Raw genomic sequence first — 14,498 nt, forward strand, 5'->3', positions numbered from 1 at the left:
AGGAATGGAGTGATCAACCCATGCGAATGGTTGATATTATTGATAAGAAACGTAATGGTAACGAACTGACGTCTGCCGAAATTCAGACTTTCGTAGACGGCGTGGTGTCGGGGAAGATTCCGGACTACCAGATCAGTGCTTTTCTAATGGCCACTTACTTCCAGGACATGACGGACGCGGAACGTTCGGCGCTGACCATGGCCATGATGAAGTCGGGGGACCACCTGGACTTATCCGGAATTGACGGCATCAAGGCCGACAAACATTCGACCGGTGGCGTGGGCGACAAGACCAGTATTCCGTTGGCGCCCATCGTCGCTGCCTTAGGGATTCCGGTCCCCATGATCTCCGGGCGGGGACTCGGCCATACGGGTGGAACCTTGGATAAATTGGAAGCGATTCCAGGATACACCGTAGAAGTTGCTGAGCAGGACTTTTTAAAGCAAGTTCAGGACGTAAAATGTGCCATCGTCGGGGCAACGGGAAACATCGCCCCCGCCGACAAGAAAATCTACGCCTTACGGGATGTGACGGATACGGTCGACTCGATTCCGTTGATTGCCAGTTCAATCATGAGTAAGAAGATTGCGTCCGGGACTGACGCCTTGGTTATCGACGTCAAGACGGGTTCCGGGGCCTTCATGAAGACGCTCGATGATTCCCGGGCTTTAGCGCACGCCTTAGTGGAAATCGGTAAGGGCGTCGGGATGGATTGCATGGCCATCATCTCGGATATGAATCAGCCGTTAGGAAACGCCATTGGAAACGCCTTAGAGATTCAAGAATCCATTGACATCTTAAAGGGTGAAGGACCTCAAGACATCACTGATTTGGTGCTGACGCTAGGGGCCCACATGGTGGTGATGGCTAAGCAGGCTGACGACTTAGACACGGCCCGGGCCATGTGTGAACGGACCATCACCGATGGGTCCGCCCTGGCCAAGTTTGGAGACATGATTGCGGCTCAAGGCGGCGATCGACAGGTCATCGACCACCCTGAAATCATGCCGCAAGCGACCTATCAGATTGCGCTACCGGCGAAGACCAGTGGCGTCGTCAGTCACGTGGCCGCCGATGAGATGGGCATCGCGTCGATGCTCCTGGGTGGCGGTCGCCAGAAGGCGGATGACCAGCTGGACTACGCGGTCGGCATCATGATGAATAAAAAGATCGGGGATGCCGTGGAAGCCGGCGAGCCCTTGCTGACCATTTACAGCAACCGGGAAGACATCGACGACATCAAAGATCTGCTGTACCAAAACATCACAATCAGCAATCACGCGGACCCCGTCACGTTAATTCACGAAACCATTCGTTAAAGTTTTAATGTAAGCGTTTACCACAACGGATTTAGAGTCCCGCTGAATGGTTCGCTAGGCCAATTAAACATCCTAAGATGAGCTCTGTAAAACCAAAACAGTTTTACAGAGTTTTTTGAGTGGCATATTTATTTAGCGCTGTAGGTTGAACGGAGACCCTATTAGGGCCGGTCTTAAAGCAAAACCATGGTGATGCATATCATCGATTCGAGGCCCAACCGGTAAGGCGGGTGATTGCCACTACCCCTTGACTAAAAGTAGGAAAGATTTCTGCCGGGTCTTTTGGGCGGAAAGTAGACCACGGTGACGGCTGGGCGGCCTAGACTTGGAGGTGAGCCGTTGGCGAATCCACAGGTGGCCAATTTCCCGCACTCGGCCGTTTCATGTCGCGCCAGTTTTCGGTATAATAGGAAACGACGTCGATGCACCGGGTCAGCCTATCTGTCCGGTTGCGTTTCGACTATAAGTACGGTAAAGTAGACTCAGACGTGAAACAATTGTGTTTCACAGGAAATCAAATGGGAGAATGAACAATGAATCCAGAAGCCTTCAAGGCCGCGCTGGCTGAACAGGGAATCGACTTAACGCCGACCCAGATGCAGCAGTTTGCGACGTATTATGAATTTTTGGTGGCGACGAACGAACACGTCAACCTCACCACGATTACCGAAGAGTCCGAGGTCTATCTGAAACACTTCTACGACTCATTGACGCCCGCCTTCTATCTGCCGGCGTTGCGGGACCAACCGCTGACGCTGTGCGATGTGGGGGCTGGTGCCGGGTTCCCGTCGTTGCCCTTAAAAATCGCCTTTCCGCAGTTGCAAGTCACAATCGTGGATTCGCTGAACAAGCGCATCACGTTTTTGAATGAACTGGCGGCGAAGCTGGACCTGACCGGCGTGGCGTTTTACCATGCTCGGGCCGAGGAATTCGGCGGCAAGCGGGCCCCACACCGGGAAGCCTTTGACCTGGTCACGGCCCGGGCCGTGGCACGGATGTCCGTGTTGAGCGAGCTCTGCCTGCCACTGACCAAGGTCGGGGGCCAGTTCGTGGCGTTGAAGGCCGCGAAGACCGCCGATGAGTTAGCAGTTAGTCAGCAAGCCATTGCGACGCTGGGCGGCAAGCTCAGTGCCGACCACGACTTTGCGTTGCCGGTCTCGAACGACCCGCGGCACATCGTGGTCATCGATAAGCTTAAGCAGACGCCTAAGCGTTATCCGCGTAAAGCCGGCACACCCAACCGGGAGCCGTTAGAAAACTAATGGGATGGGGGTAAGTTAAGTTGCCATTTTCATTATTTGGGAATAATCGGGATAAGGCGCAACGCTCAGCCCATCCCGTGAAGCAAAACGTGGTGATGATTCCGGTCGCGCAGATTATCGCGAACCGGTTCCAGCCACGCCAGCGGTTCGACGCCACGGCAATTACCCAATTGGCCCAGACGATTGACGAGCACGGGTTATTACAACCCATCGTGTTACGACAGTACCAACCGGACCATTACGAGATCATCGCCGGGGAGCGGCGTTTTCGGGCCGTGTCCCAGCTAAAATGGGCGGAGGTTCCCGCCATTGTCGAAGACTTCGACGATGACGAGACGGCGTCGATGGCGCTGATCGAGAACCTCCAACGTGAGGAACTGACCGCGGTCGAAGAAGCCACGGCCTACCGGCAATTAATGGACCTGAACCACCTGACCCAGGCCCAATTGGCAACGGGCATCGGGAAGAGTCAGGGGTTCGTGGCCAATAAGTTGCGCCTGTTGAAGCTGACCAAGCCGGTCCAAGACGCCATCTTGAACCGCCAGATCAGCGAGCGTCACGGTCGAGCCTTACTGGCCTTATCCGACGCCCAGCAGGTCACGATTCTGCACCAGGTGATCGACCGGCAGCTGACGGTCAAGGAGACCGAAGCGCTGATCAAGGCGCAGAAGGTCGAACCCAAGCACCGCCGGAAGATCAGTCGGCAGGGCGTCAACGGCGACACCCGCGTGGCGGTCAATACGATTCGCCAGTCGGTCAAGATGGTGACCGACGCGGGCTTGCCACTGACCACGAAAGAAGAAGAGACGGCGGACCATTACCGCATCATCATTGACATTCCAAAAGAAAGCTAGAGGTGGAACGAAGTATGGGCTATATCATCGCATTAGCCAATCAAAAGGGGGGCGTCGGTAAGACGACCACCGGCGTGAACCTGGGCGCGGCGTTAGCGAGCATGGGGAAGCAGATCCTGCTTGTCGATACGGATGCGCAAGGGAACGCGACCAGTGGGGTCGGCATCCAGAAGGCCTCCATTGAGCGGGAAATTTATGACGTACTGGTCAACGAAATTCCAATTCAGGATGCCATCTTGCATACCGAACATCCCGGATTAGACATCGTTCCGGCAACCATTCAGCTTTTGGGGGCCGAAATCGAACTGACCCCCATGATGGCTCGGGAGACCCGGTTGAAGGCCGCCCTAGACGAGGTCCGCGACCAGTACGATTACATCTTGATCGACTGTCCGCCATCGTTAGGCCTGCTGACCATCAACGCGTTCACCGCAGCGGATTCCATCCTGATTCCGGTGCAGAGTGAGTACTACGCGCTGGAAGGGCTGACCCAACTGTTGAACACGGTCAAGCTGGTCCAGAAGCACTTCAACCGCGACCTGAAGATCGAAGGGGTCCTCTTGACCCTCTACGATGCCCGGACCAACCTGGGCAAGCAGGTCAACGAAGAAGTGAAGAAGTATTTCAGAAACAAGGTCTACGCCACGATCATTCCGCGGAATGTGCAGTTGGCGGAAGCCCCAAGTCATGGGATGCCGATTATTGATTACGCGCCGAAGTCCAAGGGCGCTGTCGTGTACACTGAACTCGCAAAGGAAGTGCTAGCTGCCCATGGCAAGTAAGAAAGAGAAAAGTTTGGGGCGTGGAATCGACGCGCTGTTCGCTGAAAACGGAGTCGATACGGGTGAAGAGACCGTGGTCGACCTGACCCTGGCCAACATCCGCCCGAACCCCTACCAGCCCCGCCAAAAGTTTGATCAGAAGGGCCTTGCTGATTTAGCGGCCTCCATCAAGAAGACCGGCGTGTTCCAACCCATCATCGTCCGGCAGCCCAATAAGCAGGTCGAACGCTATGAGATTCTAGCAGGCGAACGGCGTTACCGGGCATCCAAGCTCGCGGAGAAGACCACGATTCCGGCCATTGTCCGTGACGTGACCGAAGAACAGATGATGGAAATCGCCGTGTTGGAGAACTTGCAACGTGAAGACCTGACCCCGCTGGAAGAAGCCGAAGCTTATGATACGCTGATGACCAAGCTGACCCTGACCCAAGCGCAGGTCTCCGAACGGCTGGGCAAGAGTCGGCCCTACATCGCCAACTACCTGCGCCTGTTGGGCCTGCCGAAAGTGGTCAAGGACATGCTGCAGCACAACCAGTTGTCGATGGGTCAAGCGCGGACGCTGCTGTCCTTGAAGGACAAGAGCAAGTTGGTCGCGTTGGCCAAGAAGGCCGTCACCGAGGGGATGACCGTCCGGGCACTGGAAGCCGAAGTGGGCAAGCTAAACGGCGCGGCCAAGAAGTTGGCCAAGAAGCCCGCCAAGAAGAAGTCCCCGTTCCTCCGCTCAACGGAAAACCAGTTGCAGGAACGGTTTGGGACGCAGGTCTCCATTAATCAGAGTACCCATGACGACCACCAAGGCCGTATCGAGATTGAGTACCTGTCGACCGATGATTTGAACCGCATTTTAAGTTTGTTAGACATCCACTCGGATTAACCGGGTGGTGGGACCCAAAGTACTGGAGGGATAACCATGTACGACTTAGGCGATGTGGTGGAAATGAAGAAGCCCCATCCATGTGGGGCGAACCGCTGGGAAATCACCCGGATGGGTGCGGATATCAAGATCAAGTGTACCAATTGTGGGCACGTGGTCATGCTATCCCGGCGAGAATTTGAGAAGAAACTAAAGAAGGTACTGGTCCGCAAGGCCGATGCCGAAAATTCAGAAAAGAGTGAATAAGCTTTATGTCATTAACTGCAGGAATCGTTGGGTTGCCCAACGTGGGGAAGTCAACGTTATTTAACGCGATTACCAATGCCGGGGCTGAAATGGCCAACTACCCGTTCGCGACGATCGATCCGAACGTGGGGATGGTGGAAGTTCCTGACAAGCGGCTGGACCGGATTCAAGAACTGATCCCCGCCAAGAAGGTCGTGCCAACGACCTTTGAATTTACCGATATCGCCGGGATTGTGAAGGGTGCCAGCAAGGGTGAAGGACTGGGGAACCAGTTCTTGGAAAACATCCGGCAAGTTGACGCCATCGTGCACGTGGTCCGGGCTTTCGATGACGACAACATCACCCACGTGTCCGGGAAGATCGACCCCATCGAAGATATCGAAACCATCAACTTGGAACTCGGCTTGGCCGACTTGGACGCCGTGAACAAGCGGTTAGCCAAGGTGGAACGCGCTGCCAAGGGGAGCGACAAGGAAGCCAAGGCGGAACTGGCCGTCTTACAAAAGATCAAGCCCGTCTTGGAAGCCGGTGGTGCGGTGCGTTCACTGGACTTCGACGAAGAGGAACAAAAGATCGTGAAGGGCCTGTTCCTGCTGACCAGCAAGCCGGTCTTGTACGTTGCGAACATTGCGGAAGATGACATGGCCGACCCTGAACACTCCAAGTATTTCAAGAGCATCCAGGACTACGCCGCCAAGGAAGGCGCCGAAGCCATTGGGGTCGCTGCGGAAGCCGAAGAAGAGATCGCCGAACTTGACGATGACGAAAAGGCGGACTTCTTGGAGGCCGAAGGGGTCGAAGAACCTGGTTTGAACCGGTTGATTCGGGCCTCCTACCACCTGTTAGGACTGGAAACGTTCTTCACGGCTGGTGGTAAGGAAACGCGGGCCTGGACTTACAAGACCGGGACTAAGGCGCCACAAGCTGCCGGGATCATTCACTCCGACTTCGAACGTGGATTCATCCGGGCCGAAGTAATGGCGTTTGACGATTTGGACAAGTACAAGACAGAAGCGGCCGTTAAGGAAGCCGGCAAGTTACGGGTCGAAGGTAAGGATTACGTGATGCAAGACGGTGACATTGTCGAATTCCGCTTCAACGTTTAGAAGGGATCAAGTTTATGAGTACAGAAAATAAGCAACCCCGGAACGCTGGGGTGCGGCAAAATCGTAATTCCGTCGCCGTTAACGAACGGTCGGCGTTTGAGAACCTAGGTCTGACCAAGCGGAACGCCGAGTACATGTACCGCTTCAACAAGGCCTTAGAGAGCACCAAGTTGGCGCCCGAGAAGAAGGCAGCGGCTGTGCAAGCCATGGTCGACGAACTGGTCGAGGGTCAGAAGTCCGGGAAGACGGCCAAGAACCTCTACGGTAGCGTCGAGGACCGCGTGAAGTTCGTGGTCGACGGTCCCCAGAAGGAAGTCGTCACCTTTGGCGGCCCCAACTACTGGCCGAACATGATCTACAACGCGTTGACGTTCTTCATGATCTTCAACCTGATGTTCGGGATCATGTACCTCTTCTCACCGAAGCTGATGCAGACCAGCAGTCCCGTCGGAATCACGGCAATCTTGATCAGTGCGGTGGTCGCCGGGTTCATTCTGCCGATCATGCCACGGTTATTCGACCCCAAGATCAAGCACAAGTACAACGGTTGGATTCGGGTGACCTTAGTGGTGCTAGGCTTCTTAGTCTGGATGGCGATGTTCTACGTGGCCCAACTCTTACCACGGGCGATCAACCCCGTCCTGATGCCATGGCCAAGTATTATCGTGGGCTTATTGTCCATGGCCGGCATGTTCTGGATGCGGCGGCGCTACCCGATTCGTGGGGGCTTCTTCGGTTAAACTTAATGTTGTTACAAGTCAGCGGTCGTCCCTCAGTGGGATGGCCGTTTTTGATTGCTCATGCAGGTGAATCGGGGGCTTAGAGGGTGACCAGCCTAGGGATTTGGCGGCCAAATGGTCACCCGGCAAAGTTAGCTGACCGTCGAATTGACCGGTGAGCCGTACCGGCGCGGACGCTTACGTGCAAGCGGTGTTTCGTGAAAACGGTGGTCGTCTAAATTTTCGTAAAATCAAGTTATGAAACCCATTCTTGACACGGCCAGCAGGCGCTCTATGATGGGGGCAGATAGCCAGTTCAGACTACCTAAAATTTTAGTCGGTAGGGGGGAGTTTGCATGTTGCGTCTCTTAAAATATGCATCGGCGATTTTGGCGGCCTTAGCTCTCGGGGGAGCTGCCGCAACGACGGTATCTGGTAACGCCAGTGACACGGAGAACGCGGACAGCAGCTTGGTCTCCAGTAGTCCGTACGCATCCAGAAACTTGCCAACGGATTACACGGATAACGGCGCGGTCAGCAGCAGTAGCAGCAGTGTCGCCAGCAGTTCTTCGAGCGCTGTCAGTTCTACGTCTTCCAGCAAACCAACTGCTAAGCCGGAGAAGGTCGTTCCCAGTGCTAAGAAGCTACGGGGCCGGGCACATTACCGGAAGTACAGTCGGTTGATTCGGTTCCAGAAGGGTCGTCGTGGGGATGTCGTGACGTTACGAGATCGTCACGGTCGCTTTGTGGCCAGCTTTAAGGTTCGTCACAACGGCAAGTTCGATGTCCGTTTGAGCCGGCATCAGGCTTACCTGTTGAGCCATGACGGCGGCTACTTCAAGTTCACGGTCCAAAAGAAGGGTTACCGGGCTTACACGATCCATTACAAGATCTACGCATGACCCGATGATGCGTCAAATTGGTGAAAAAAACGTACCTGCGGGTGCGCTTTTTTTTCGGCTTGCGACCAGGACGTCTGGCCCCACGTTTAGCGAGGATGGTGCTATACTTTGAGCGGTGAAATCATTCCGGCAAAGCTTAATCACCAGTCTTTACGGGTTAACGATACATACAGTTTGCCGGGCGAACGGAGTAGACGATGAACGCAAAAATCATGGTGGCCAGTGTGGTCGCAATTCTGGGGCTAGGGGCGACCGTTCCCGGCATCTCAGCCTTAGAGCCGGTTCCGGTGCAGGCCAAAGCTAAGACCCGGATGATTCCCAAGAAGTGGCGGGGAACTTGGCACTCTAAGGCGGGTTACTATTACCAGACCAAGCACGTGAAGAAAAACATGAACGAGCCCAAGATGAAGGCGACGATTCATGCCAAGACCGTCACTTGGAAGTGGGTCGGCTATCGGCCGAAGGGCTTCGACAAGAAGACCCACGTGATGCGGTTAGGCAAGAAGATGGGGCCGCAGTATTACAGATTGCGGGGCCAAGTGCCGTATGGTATCTTGTCTTATCTGGCGTATGATAATGCACACCACATGCTGATTCTATACAAGGGGACTCATACTGACCTCTACCGGTAACCTCGTTCAAAACTTTTCAGGCTCCGAGAAAGTTGCATCGTTGCGGATGCGACTTCCCCGGAGCCTTTTCTAGTGGTCGTCATTCCGTAGCGTAACCGTTAAGCGCCGGTTCAATCATACTGGATTGGCCTTGGTTAGGCCATTTTCCAATCAAGTTTCAGCCACCGATAAAAGTTTGAAAGCCAGGAAGTTTGCTCCCTATAATGCAGGTGACTGGGCTGGTAGGGTCGTGGTATGCGGGCCCTGACCAGTCGGGATTTTGGAAATCAGGTGAGTCCTATCTTAGTAAAATTGAAGCACTGGCTTCACCAGCGAGACACCCAGTATTTGGCGTTCTACGCGCTGGTCGGAACCTTTATCATGGCCATCTGTACCTACACGTCACCGGTCTTCTATTTTGATTATTCGCCCGATAATAACGCGTTCTTTAGCGTGGGGAAGGCTATAATGCATGGTAAAGTCCTCTACAAACAGATTTTCGAACAAAAGGGGCCGTACATCTATCTGATCCACGGTCTGGCCTATCTAGTGGACCACCGGAGTTTTGTGTTGATCTACGTCTTCGAAGCGTTGACGTTGATTGCAGCGATGTTTCTGACCTACCGAATCGCCAAGCTGGTCTTGAGGAACCACTTACAGGCGCTGCTGGTGGGCTTGCTGTCGCCTGCCTTGTTCCTGTATCACCCGTATTACGATTACGGCGACACCGCCGAATTCTACGTGATTCCGCTGATTCTGTCGTTGATCTACCTGATCTTGATGCTCAAGGCACGGCATTTCAACGTCAGTCACTGGTGGTTATTCGCTCAAGGGGCCTTCGTGGGGATCGAGTTTCTCTCGAAGTACACGCTGTTGGGGTCCTGGATCGTCTTCTACCTGTTCGTGGGCGTCTACTTATTACGGCACCGAGACTGGCGGCACCTGGGCCAATTAGTGGGCTGGAGTGGCGCCGGCTTTCTGGTGACCACGGTACCTTGGCTGGCTTACTTTGCCCTCAACCACGCCCTGGGCGCCTTCTTCTACGTCTACTTCTTCTTCAACACACACGTCTACCTGACGTCGTCCGTCTCGTTCGTGTCGAACCTGATTCAGTCGACCAGCTTGTTGTCCCAGTTCTTCTTGTCCAGCGTACCGTTCTTTGTGTTGGGCTTGGTCGGGACCTTGGCGTTGACGTTTCGAAGCGACATCTTACCGGACGCCTTCACCAAGCTGCTGTACCTCTTGACGTTTCTGGGCAGTGATATCTTGGCCCTCTACGGCTACAGCAGTGGCAACGTCTTCCAGTACTATCAACTGGCTTACTTTCCGTTCTTCGTCCTGCCGTTCATCTACTTCTGCAAGTTCATCTTCGACCGGCAAACCATCAAGAGCGACAACGACACCCTGGTGATCCTGACCACCATGATGGCCAGCCTCTTCTTGGTCTTAGGGGTCAACAACAACTTCACCAGTTCGCGCCTGTTTCCCAACAACGCGTCGGTGACTACGCTGACCACTAAGGTCCCCCAGGAGCCTGCACAGACAGAGTTCGGGCGGATCATGCGGGCCAACAGCTCGGGCAAGGACCTGACCCTGTTGAACTATGGGTCGATCGACATGGGGTTCTATACGGCGTCGGGCGCGGTGCCTAACCTGTATTACTTCCAGAACTACAACATTCCGACCAAGAGTGACCCCACGATTCTAAATTCGCAACTGCAGGCGATTCGCCAGAAGAAAGTCGAGTGGGTGGTCTTCAACACGCCGGAAGGCAAGTCACCGACCAATTGGCGTGGCGTCTCGTACCATCCGGGACAGATTACGGGCGGTAACCTGAACCCGGGCACGGCCCGAATGGCACCAGTGTTGTACCGCAATTACCGGTACGTCACCAAGCACACCCAGAGTTTTGAGAGTGTCAACGTGACCTACTGGCTGTTCCAGCGGAAGTCCGCTGAGTAAGGAAAGGGGCGTTGTGCTATGCGGACAACAGTTAAGAAAATTTTGAAACAGTATGGTTGGCAGCTCGAACTCCTCTTGTTCCTGGTGCTCAGCCTCTTATGGGTCCTCCCTTGGGCCACGTCGGGCAAGCTTTATACCGGTGACGACCTGGGCTTTCACCTGAACCGAATTCAGGGTTTGGCCCAGCAATTAAAGTTGGGGGGCCACTGGTGGCAGATTCCGGCCGTCTCCACCACCGCGTTTAGTCAATGGGGGTATCCCATCAACCTGTTCTATCCGGCCGTGACCCTGTTACCAGCGGCGTGGCTACAAGCCCTAGTTCCGGGATTGGGCGGGTACTACCTCTACCTGATTCTCCTGACCTTGGCAACGTTGGTCATTGCCGCGGCGGTCGCCCATAAGCTATTGGGAAACCGGGCCTTGGGCATCTTGGCCGCGGTTCTCTACACCTTTGCCCAGTACCGTTTTCTGGACTTCTTTGTCCGGGGCGCTCTGGCGGAAGGCGTGGTCTTCGCCTTTCTGCCCATCGTCTTCTACGGCGTCTACTGCCTGGCCTACGGGGACGATTGCCAGTGGTACTGGCTAGCCGTGGGGATGGCGTTGGTCGCGCTGACGCACGTGGTTTCCCTGCTCCTCTGTGCGGTCGGGGTGGTCCTGATGGCCAGTCTCTGGTTCCTCCGGCGAGAAGGCTTAGCGCGGCGAGTAATCCACTTGGGTTACGCCGCGGGATTCGCCATTTTCTTGGCGGCGACCTTTCTGGCGCCGTTAGCGGAACAGTTGAAAACCATGGGCAAACTGGGCGTGCAACAGTACACGTTGATCACCAGCGCAACGGACCCCGGCGAACTGCTCCGAAATTCGCTGGATAACGCCTTATCGTCGGCCCAGATTAACTTCGGGATTATCTTCATCCTGTTGACGGTCCTCGCGTTAGTGGTTTGGCGCAAGCTGTTACCGTTAGACCGGTATTGCCTGATCATCGCGTGGGTCTTCATTTTCCTGGCGACCAAGCTCTTTCCTTGGCAACTCTTCCAGAACTTACTGGGCGCCATCCAATTTCCTTGGCGCTTCCTGGCGCTAGCGTGCTTCCCGTTGGCGCTGGTGGGTGCCCGAGCCATCAGTGTGGCCTGTCGCATGGTCACGGTGCCCCGGCAGTTCCTGGTCGTGGGAATCGCTACGGTAGCCGTGGTGGGGTTGTCTTTGAGCCTAAACAATCAGCTCTATCAGCAGACCACTGGTGCGAACACCAAGATCGTCACGGCGGCGACCTATCCGGCGGTCGCGAGTGGGGACATCACCACGGACTACGTCTCCCAGAAGGGACAGGTCTCCATGGCGGCGGTCCGGACGCATTCAATCCCGGTGATGAACACTCAGACCAACGGCCAGCAATTAGCGGACCTGCAACAACAGGGCCGGCAGACCGTGGCTAACGGCTTTATCTACCAGATCACTAGTGAAGTCCCGCAGACCATTAAGCTCCCGCAGATCTTCTATCCGGGCTACCACGTCACGGTCAACGGCCGGCCCCAGCGGCCGTCCCTGGACGCTAACGGTGTGGTGCACGTGAAGGTTCCCACTGGGCGCAGTACCATTAGTTACCGCTACCAGCGGACGGTGGTTCAACGATTAGCTGCCCAGTTGTCGTTCTGGAGTTGGCTGTTCCTACTGGCGACCCCACTCTGGCGCCGCTACGGCAGCGGCCTACAGATGCGCTTCCGGGCGTACTGGCAGGCGCACCGAAAGTAGTCGTCATTTTCCGCCTTACCGGGCGGTCAGACAGGGCTGGAACGCCGTGGGCACCACTTCGAGCCAAAGAGCGGTCTCGAAGCTGGGCCTTTTCCTAGGCGAGCTAAAAACGCTCACCAAGGAAAATTTTACGGCTGAGCCCTGTCTGACCGCCCTCTCGGCTCACACTGGCCGTTGATGGCAATCAAACGTCATGTTTAAGCTGACCATCATGGGCGCAGCCCCAGCCAACGGAATAACTCTCGATAATCTGCTGACTTTAGGTTAAAACTAACCGTTGTTCAGCTTAAAGTCGGGTTTGTTGTCCCCAGAACTCTGCTAATCGGTTGTTGCCTTGGAGATAGTGGTGTGCCAGATAAAGTCGTTACCATAACACGAGCGAACTTTCTGGTTAGCAATGGTCGCAATCCGTCTCATTAGCCGATGGTTGCCAGTAATTTTAGGGTTAAATTATCCGCCAGTTGATAGCCCGGAGGTGAGCAGGGGCTCAGCTAGCGAAATGATGGTTAGTCAGCGTTTTGTGCTGGCTTACCATCAGGCCGAGTTTTGAAATTCGCGGTCTTGGCGAAGTTCAAAATCGTGCCCGCAAGCGTTCCAGCCCCTGAGCACCGGAGGGCGGCCAGTTTTATCCCAAGTACATGGCCAACCGGCAAGGCGGAAGCTCCCATCAACGTGAAAACTTAGGGGTCAATTCGTTGAAATTGGGGTGGTTTCCGGGAGTTAACCTAAAAGTTCAATGAGAAACCTTGACCTGTCAACGTTTGGCTGGTACATTAGAAAACAATATCTCCCAGGATTTCCTAGCCGAGCCTGAGACTAATACACAGAGGAGCGATTAACGTTATGTCTAATTGGGACACGAAGTTTGCTAAAGAAGGAATCACATTTGATGATGTACTATTAATTCCCGCAGAAAGTCACGTATTACCGGATGAAGTTGACCTAAGTGTACAATTAGCACCGAACTTGAAGTTAAACGTTCCTTTCTTAAGTGCGTCGATGGATACGGTCACGGAAACTGAGATGGCCAAGACCATGGCCCAAAACGGGGGCCTGGGGGTCATCCACAAGAACATGACCACGGATAAGCAAGCCAGCATGGTCGCTGCCGTGAAGGCAATCGAAAATGACGCGACTAAGTTCCCTAACGCCGCCGTGGACGCGAACAATCACTTGTTAGTTGCCGCTGCGGTTGGGGTAACGTCGGACACCTCCGAACGGGCCCACGCCTTATTAGACGCCGGTGCCGACGCCATCATTATCGATACGGCCCACGGCCACTCCGCTGGGGTCTTGCGGAAAGTCGCTCAGATTCGCGAAGAGTTACCAGACGCTACGTTGATTGCGGGGAACGTGGCCACTGGTGAAGGGACCCGGGCTTTGTTTGAAGCCGGAGTCGACGTGGTCAAAGTTGGGATTGGCCCAGGTTCTATCTGCACCACGCGGGTCGTAGCCGGTGTCGGGGTACCGCAATTGACGGCCGTTTACGATGCCGCTGCGGTCGCTCGTGAATTTGGTAAGCCCATCATCGCCGATGGTGGGATGAAGTACTCCGGGGACATCGTCAAGGCGATCGCCGCTGGGGGGAACGCCGTGATGTTCGGTTCCATGTTCGCCGGGACCGATGAAGCCCCTGGTGACATCATTGAAGATGGCGGTAAGAAGTACAAGTCTTACCGGGGCATGGGGAGTTTGGCTGCGATGGAAAAGGGGTCGAAGGACCGCTACTTCCAAGGCAGTGTCAACGAAGCCAACAAGTTGGTTCCTGAAGGAATCGAAGCCCGGGTAGCTTACAAGGGTAGCGTCAACGATATCATCTTCCAGATGGTTGGTGGCCTACGTTCCGGGATGGGCTACACGGGGAGTGCCAACATCCAAGCGCTGATCGATAACGCCCAATTCGTGCGGATCAGTAACGCTGGGTTGCGGGAATCCCACCCACATGACGTTCAGATCACCAAAGCAGCCCCTAACTACAAGTAATAATCCTATTAAATAGTAGTCAAGAGACGCCTTCCGCGGATGGAAGGCGTCTTTTTATAATCCCAATTTAGCTGCACAAAAAAACACCGAACCCTGGGATAGGGGCTCGGTGCTTGGTTTTTAGAGGTT

13 protein-coding genes are annotated in these 14,498 nt (G+C 54.8%); all 13 read left to right on the forward strand.

Features of this window, described 5'->3' with window-relative positions; all coding sequences use genetic code 11:
* Positions 1–20: 20 nt before the first annotated feature.
* The 13 genes from RIN67_RS02370 to guaB all read left to right on the forward strand — a co-directional run bounded on the left by RIN67_RS02370 (position 21) and on the right by guaB (position 14,369).
* Positions 21–1,319, forward strand: a complete 1,299-nt coding sequence (locus tag RIN67_RS02370) for a pyrimidine-nucleoside phosphorylase (RefSeq protein WP_264999991.1) — start codon at positions 21–23, stop codon at positions 1,317–1,319.
* A gap of 533 nt (positions 1,320–1,852) precedes the next feature.
* Positions 1,853–2,581: a 16S rRNA (guanine(527)-N(7))-methyltransferase RsmG gene (rsmG, locus tag RIN67_RS02375; RefSeq protein ID WP_107740181.1), complete on the forward strand. Its 729-nt coding sequence runs from the start codon at positions 1,853–1,855 to the stop codon at positions 2,579–2,581.
* A gap of 20 nt (positions 2,582–2,601) precedes the next feature.
* The gene (gene noc / locus RIN67_RS02380) at positions 2,602–3,435 is read left to right on the forward strand and encodes a nucleoid occlusion protein (RefSeq protein ID WP_056944434.1); all 834 of its coding nucleotides are present in this window, start codon (positions 2,602–2,604) and stop codon (positions 3,433–3,435) included.
* Positions 3,436–3,449: 14 nt separating this feature from the next.
* Positions 3,450–4,217: a ParA family protein gene (locus tag RIN67_RS02385; protein WP_313826058.1), complete on the forward strand. Its 768-nt coding sequence runs from the start codon at positions 3,450–3,452 to the stop codon at positions 4,215–4,217.
* Entirely contained in the window at positions 4,207–5,091 is an 885-nt protein-coding gene (locus RIN67_RS02390; RefSeq protein ID WP_264999990.1) for a ParB/RepB/Spo0J family partition protein, read from the forward strand. The genes RIN67_RS02385 and RIN67_RS02390 overlap by 11 nt, the downstream gene beginning before the upstream one ends.
* 36 nt (positions 5,092–5,127) lie before the next feature.
* On the forward strand, positions 5,128–5,337 hold the full coding sequence (locus RIN67_RS02395) for a DUF951 domain-containing protein (RefSeq protein WP_024747235.1): 210 nt from the start codon (positions 5,128–5,130) through the stop codon (positions 5,335–5,337).
* A gap of 5 nt (positions 5,338–5,342) precedes the next feature.
* Positions 5,343–6,443, forward strand: coding sequence for a redox-regulated ATPase YchF (ychF, locus tag RIN67_RS02400; protein ID WP_024747236.1), 1,101 nt, complete (start codon positions 5,343–5,345; stop codon positions 6,441–6,443).
* A gap of 14 nt (positions 6,444–6,457) precedes the next feature.
* Entirely contained in the window at positions 6,458–7,183 is a 726-nt protein-coding gene (locus tag RIN67_RS02405; protein ID WP_264999989.1) for a DUF1129 domain-containing protein, read from the forward strand.
* A 335-nt stretch (positions 7,184–7,518) separates the two neighbouring features.
* On the forward strand, positions 7,519–8,064 hold the full coding sequence (locus tag RIN67_RS02410; protein ID WP_107740186.1) for a hypothetical protein: 546 nt from the start codon (positions 7,519–7,521) through the stop codon (positions 8,062–8,064).
* A 197-nt stretch (positions 8,065–8,261) separates the two neighbouring features.
* Positions 8,262–8,696 carry a hypothetical protein gene (locus RIN67_RS02415; RefSeq protein ID WP_264999988.1) on the forward strand — a complete coding sequence of 145 codons (435 nt, stop codon included), beginning with the start codon at positions 8,262–8,264 and terminating at the stop codon, positions 8,694–8,696.
* Positions 8,697–8,966: 270 nt separating this feature from the next.
* A complete protein-coding gene (locus tag RIN67_RS02420) occupies positions 8,967–10,637 on the forward strand; it encodes a teichoic acid glycosyl transferase (protein ID WP_264999987.1) in 1,671 nt (556 codons plus the stop codon).
* Between the two features lie 18 nt (positions 10,638–10,655).
* Complete coding sequence (locus RIN67_RS02425) at positions 10,656–12,386, forward strand: 6-pyruvoyl-tetrahydropterin synthase-related protein (RefSeq protein WP_264999986.1); 1,731 nt, start codon at positions 10,656–10,658, stop codon at positions 12,384–12,386.
* An 843-nt stretch (positions 12,387–13,229) separates the two neighbouring features.
* On the forward strand, positions 13,230–14,369 hold the full coding sequence (gene guaB, locus RIN67_RS02430; protein ID WP_264999985.1) for an IMP dehydrogenase: 1,140 nt from the start codon (positions 13,230–13,232) through the stop codon (positions 14,367–14,369).
* Positions 14,370–14,498: the final 129 nt, after the last annotated feature.

This window comes from Levilactobacillus namurensis (assembly GCF_032197885.1).
Lineage (GTDB): Bacteria > Bacillota > Bacilli > Lactobacillales > Lactobacillaceae > Levilactobacillus > Levilactobacillus namurensis_A.

Excerpts from the sequence above, each read along its gene's own strand:
- RIN67_RS02370 (WP_264999991.1), top strand. The coding sequence starts at position 21 with ATGCGAATGGTTGATATTATTGATAAGAAACGTAATGGTAACGAACTG.
- rsmG (WP_107740181.1), top strand. The coding sequence starts at position 1,853 with ATGAATCCAGAAGCCTTCAAGGCCGCGCTGGCTGAACAGGGAATCGAC.
- RIN67_RS02385 (WP_313826058.1), top strand. The coding sequence starts at position 3,450 with ATGGGCTATATCATCGCATTAGCCAATCAAAAGGGGGGCGTCGGTAAG.
- RIN67_RS02390 (WP_264999990.1), top strand. The coding sequence starts at position 4,207 with ATGGCAAGTAAGAAAGAGAAAAGTTTGGGGCGTGGAATCGACGCGCTG.
- RIN67_RS02395 (WP_024747235.1), top strand. The coding sequence starts at position 5,128 with ATGTACGACTTAGGCGATGTGGTGGAAATGAAGAAGCCCCATCCATGT.
- ychF (WP_024747236.1), top strand. The coding sequence starts at position 5,343 with ATGTCATTAACTGCAGGAATCGTTGGGTTGCCCAACGTGGGGAAGTCA.
- RIN67_RS02405 (WP_264999989.1), top strand. The coding sequence starts at position 6,458 with ATGAGTACAGAAAATAAGCAACCCCGGAACGCTGGGGTGCGGCAAAAT.
- RIN67_RS02410 (WP_107740186.1), top strand. The coding sequence starts at position 7,519 with ATGTTGCGTCTCTTAAAATATGCATCGGCGATTTTGGCGGCCTTAGCT.
- RIN67_RS02415 (WP_264999988.1), top strand. The coding sequence starts at position 8,262 with ATGAACGCAAAAATCATGGTGGCCAGTGTGGTCGCAATTCTGGGGCTA.
- RIN67_RS02425 (WP_264999986.1), top strand. The coding sequence starts at position 10,656 with ATGCGGACAACAGTTAAGAAAATTTTGAAACAGTATGGTTGGCAGCTC.
- guaB (WP_264999985.1), top strand. The coding sequence starts at position 13,230 with ATGTCTAATTGGGACACGAAGTTTGCTAAAGAAGGAATCACATTTGAT.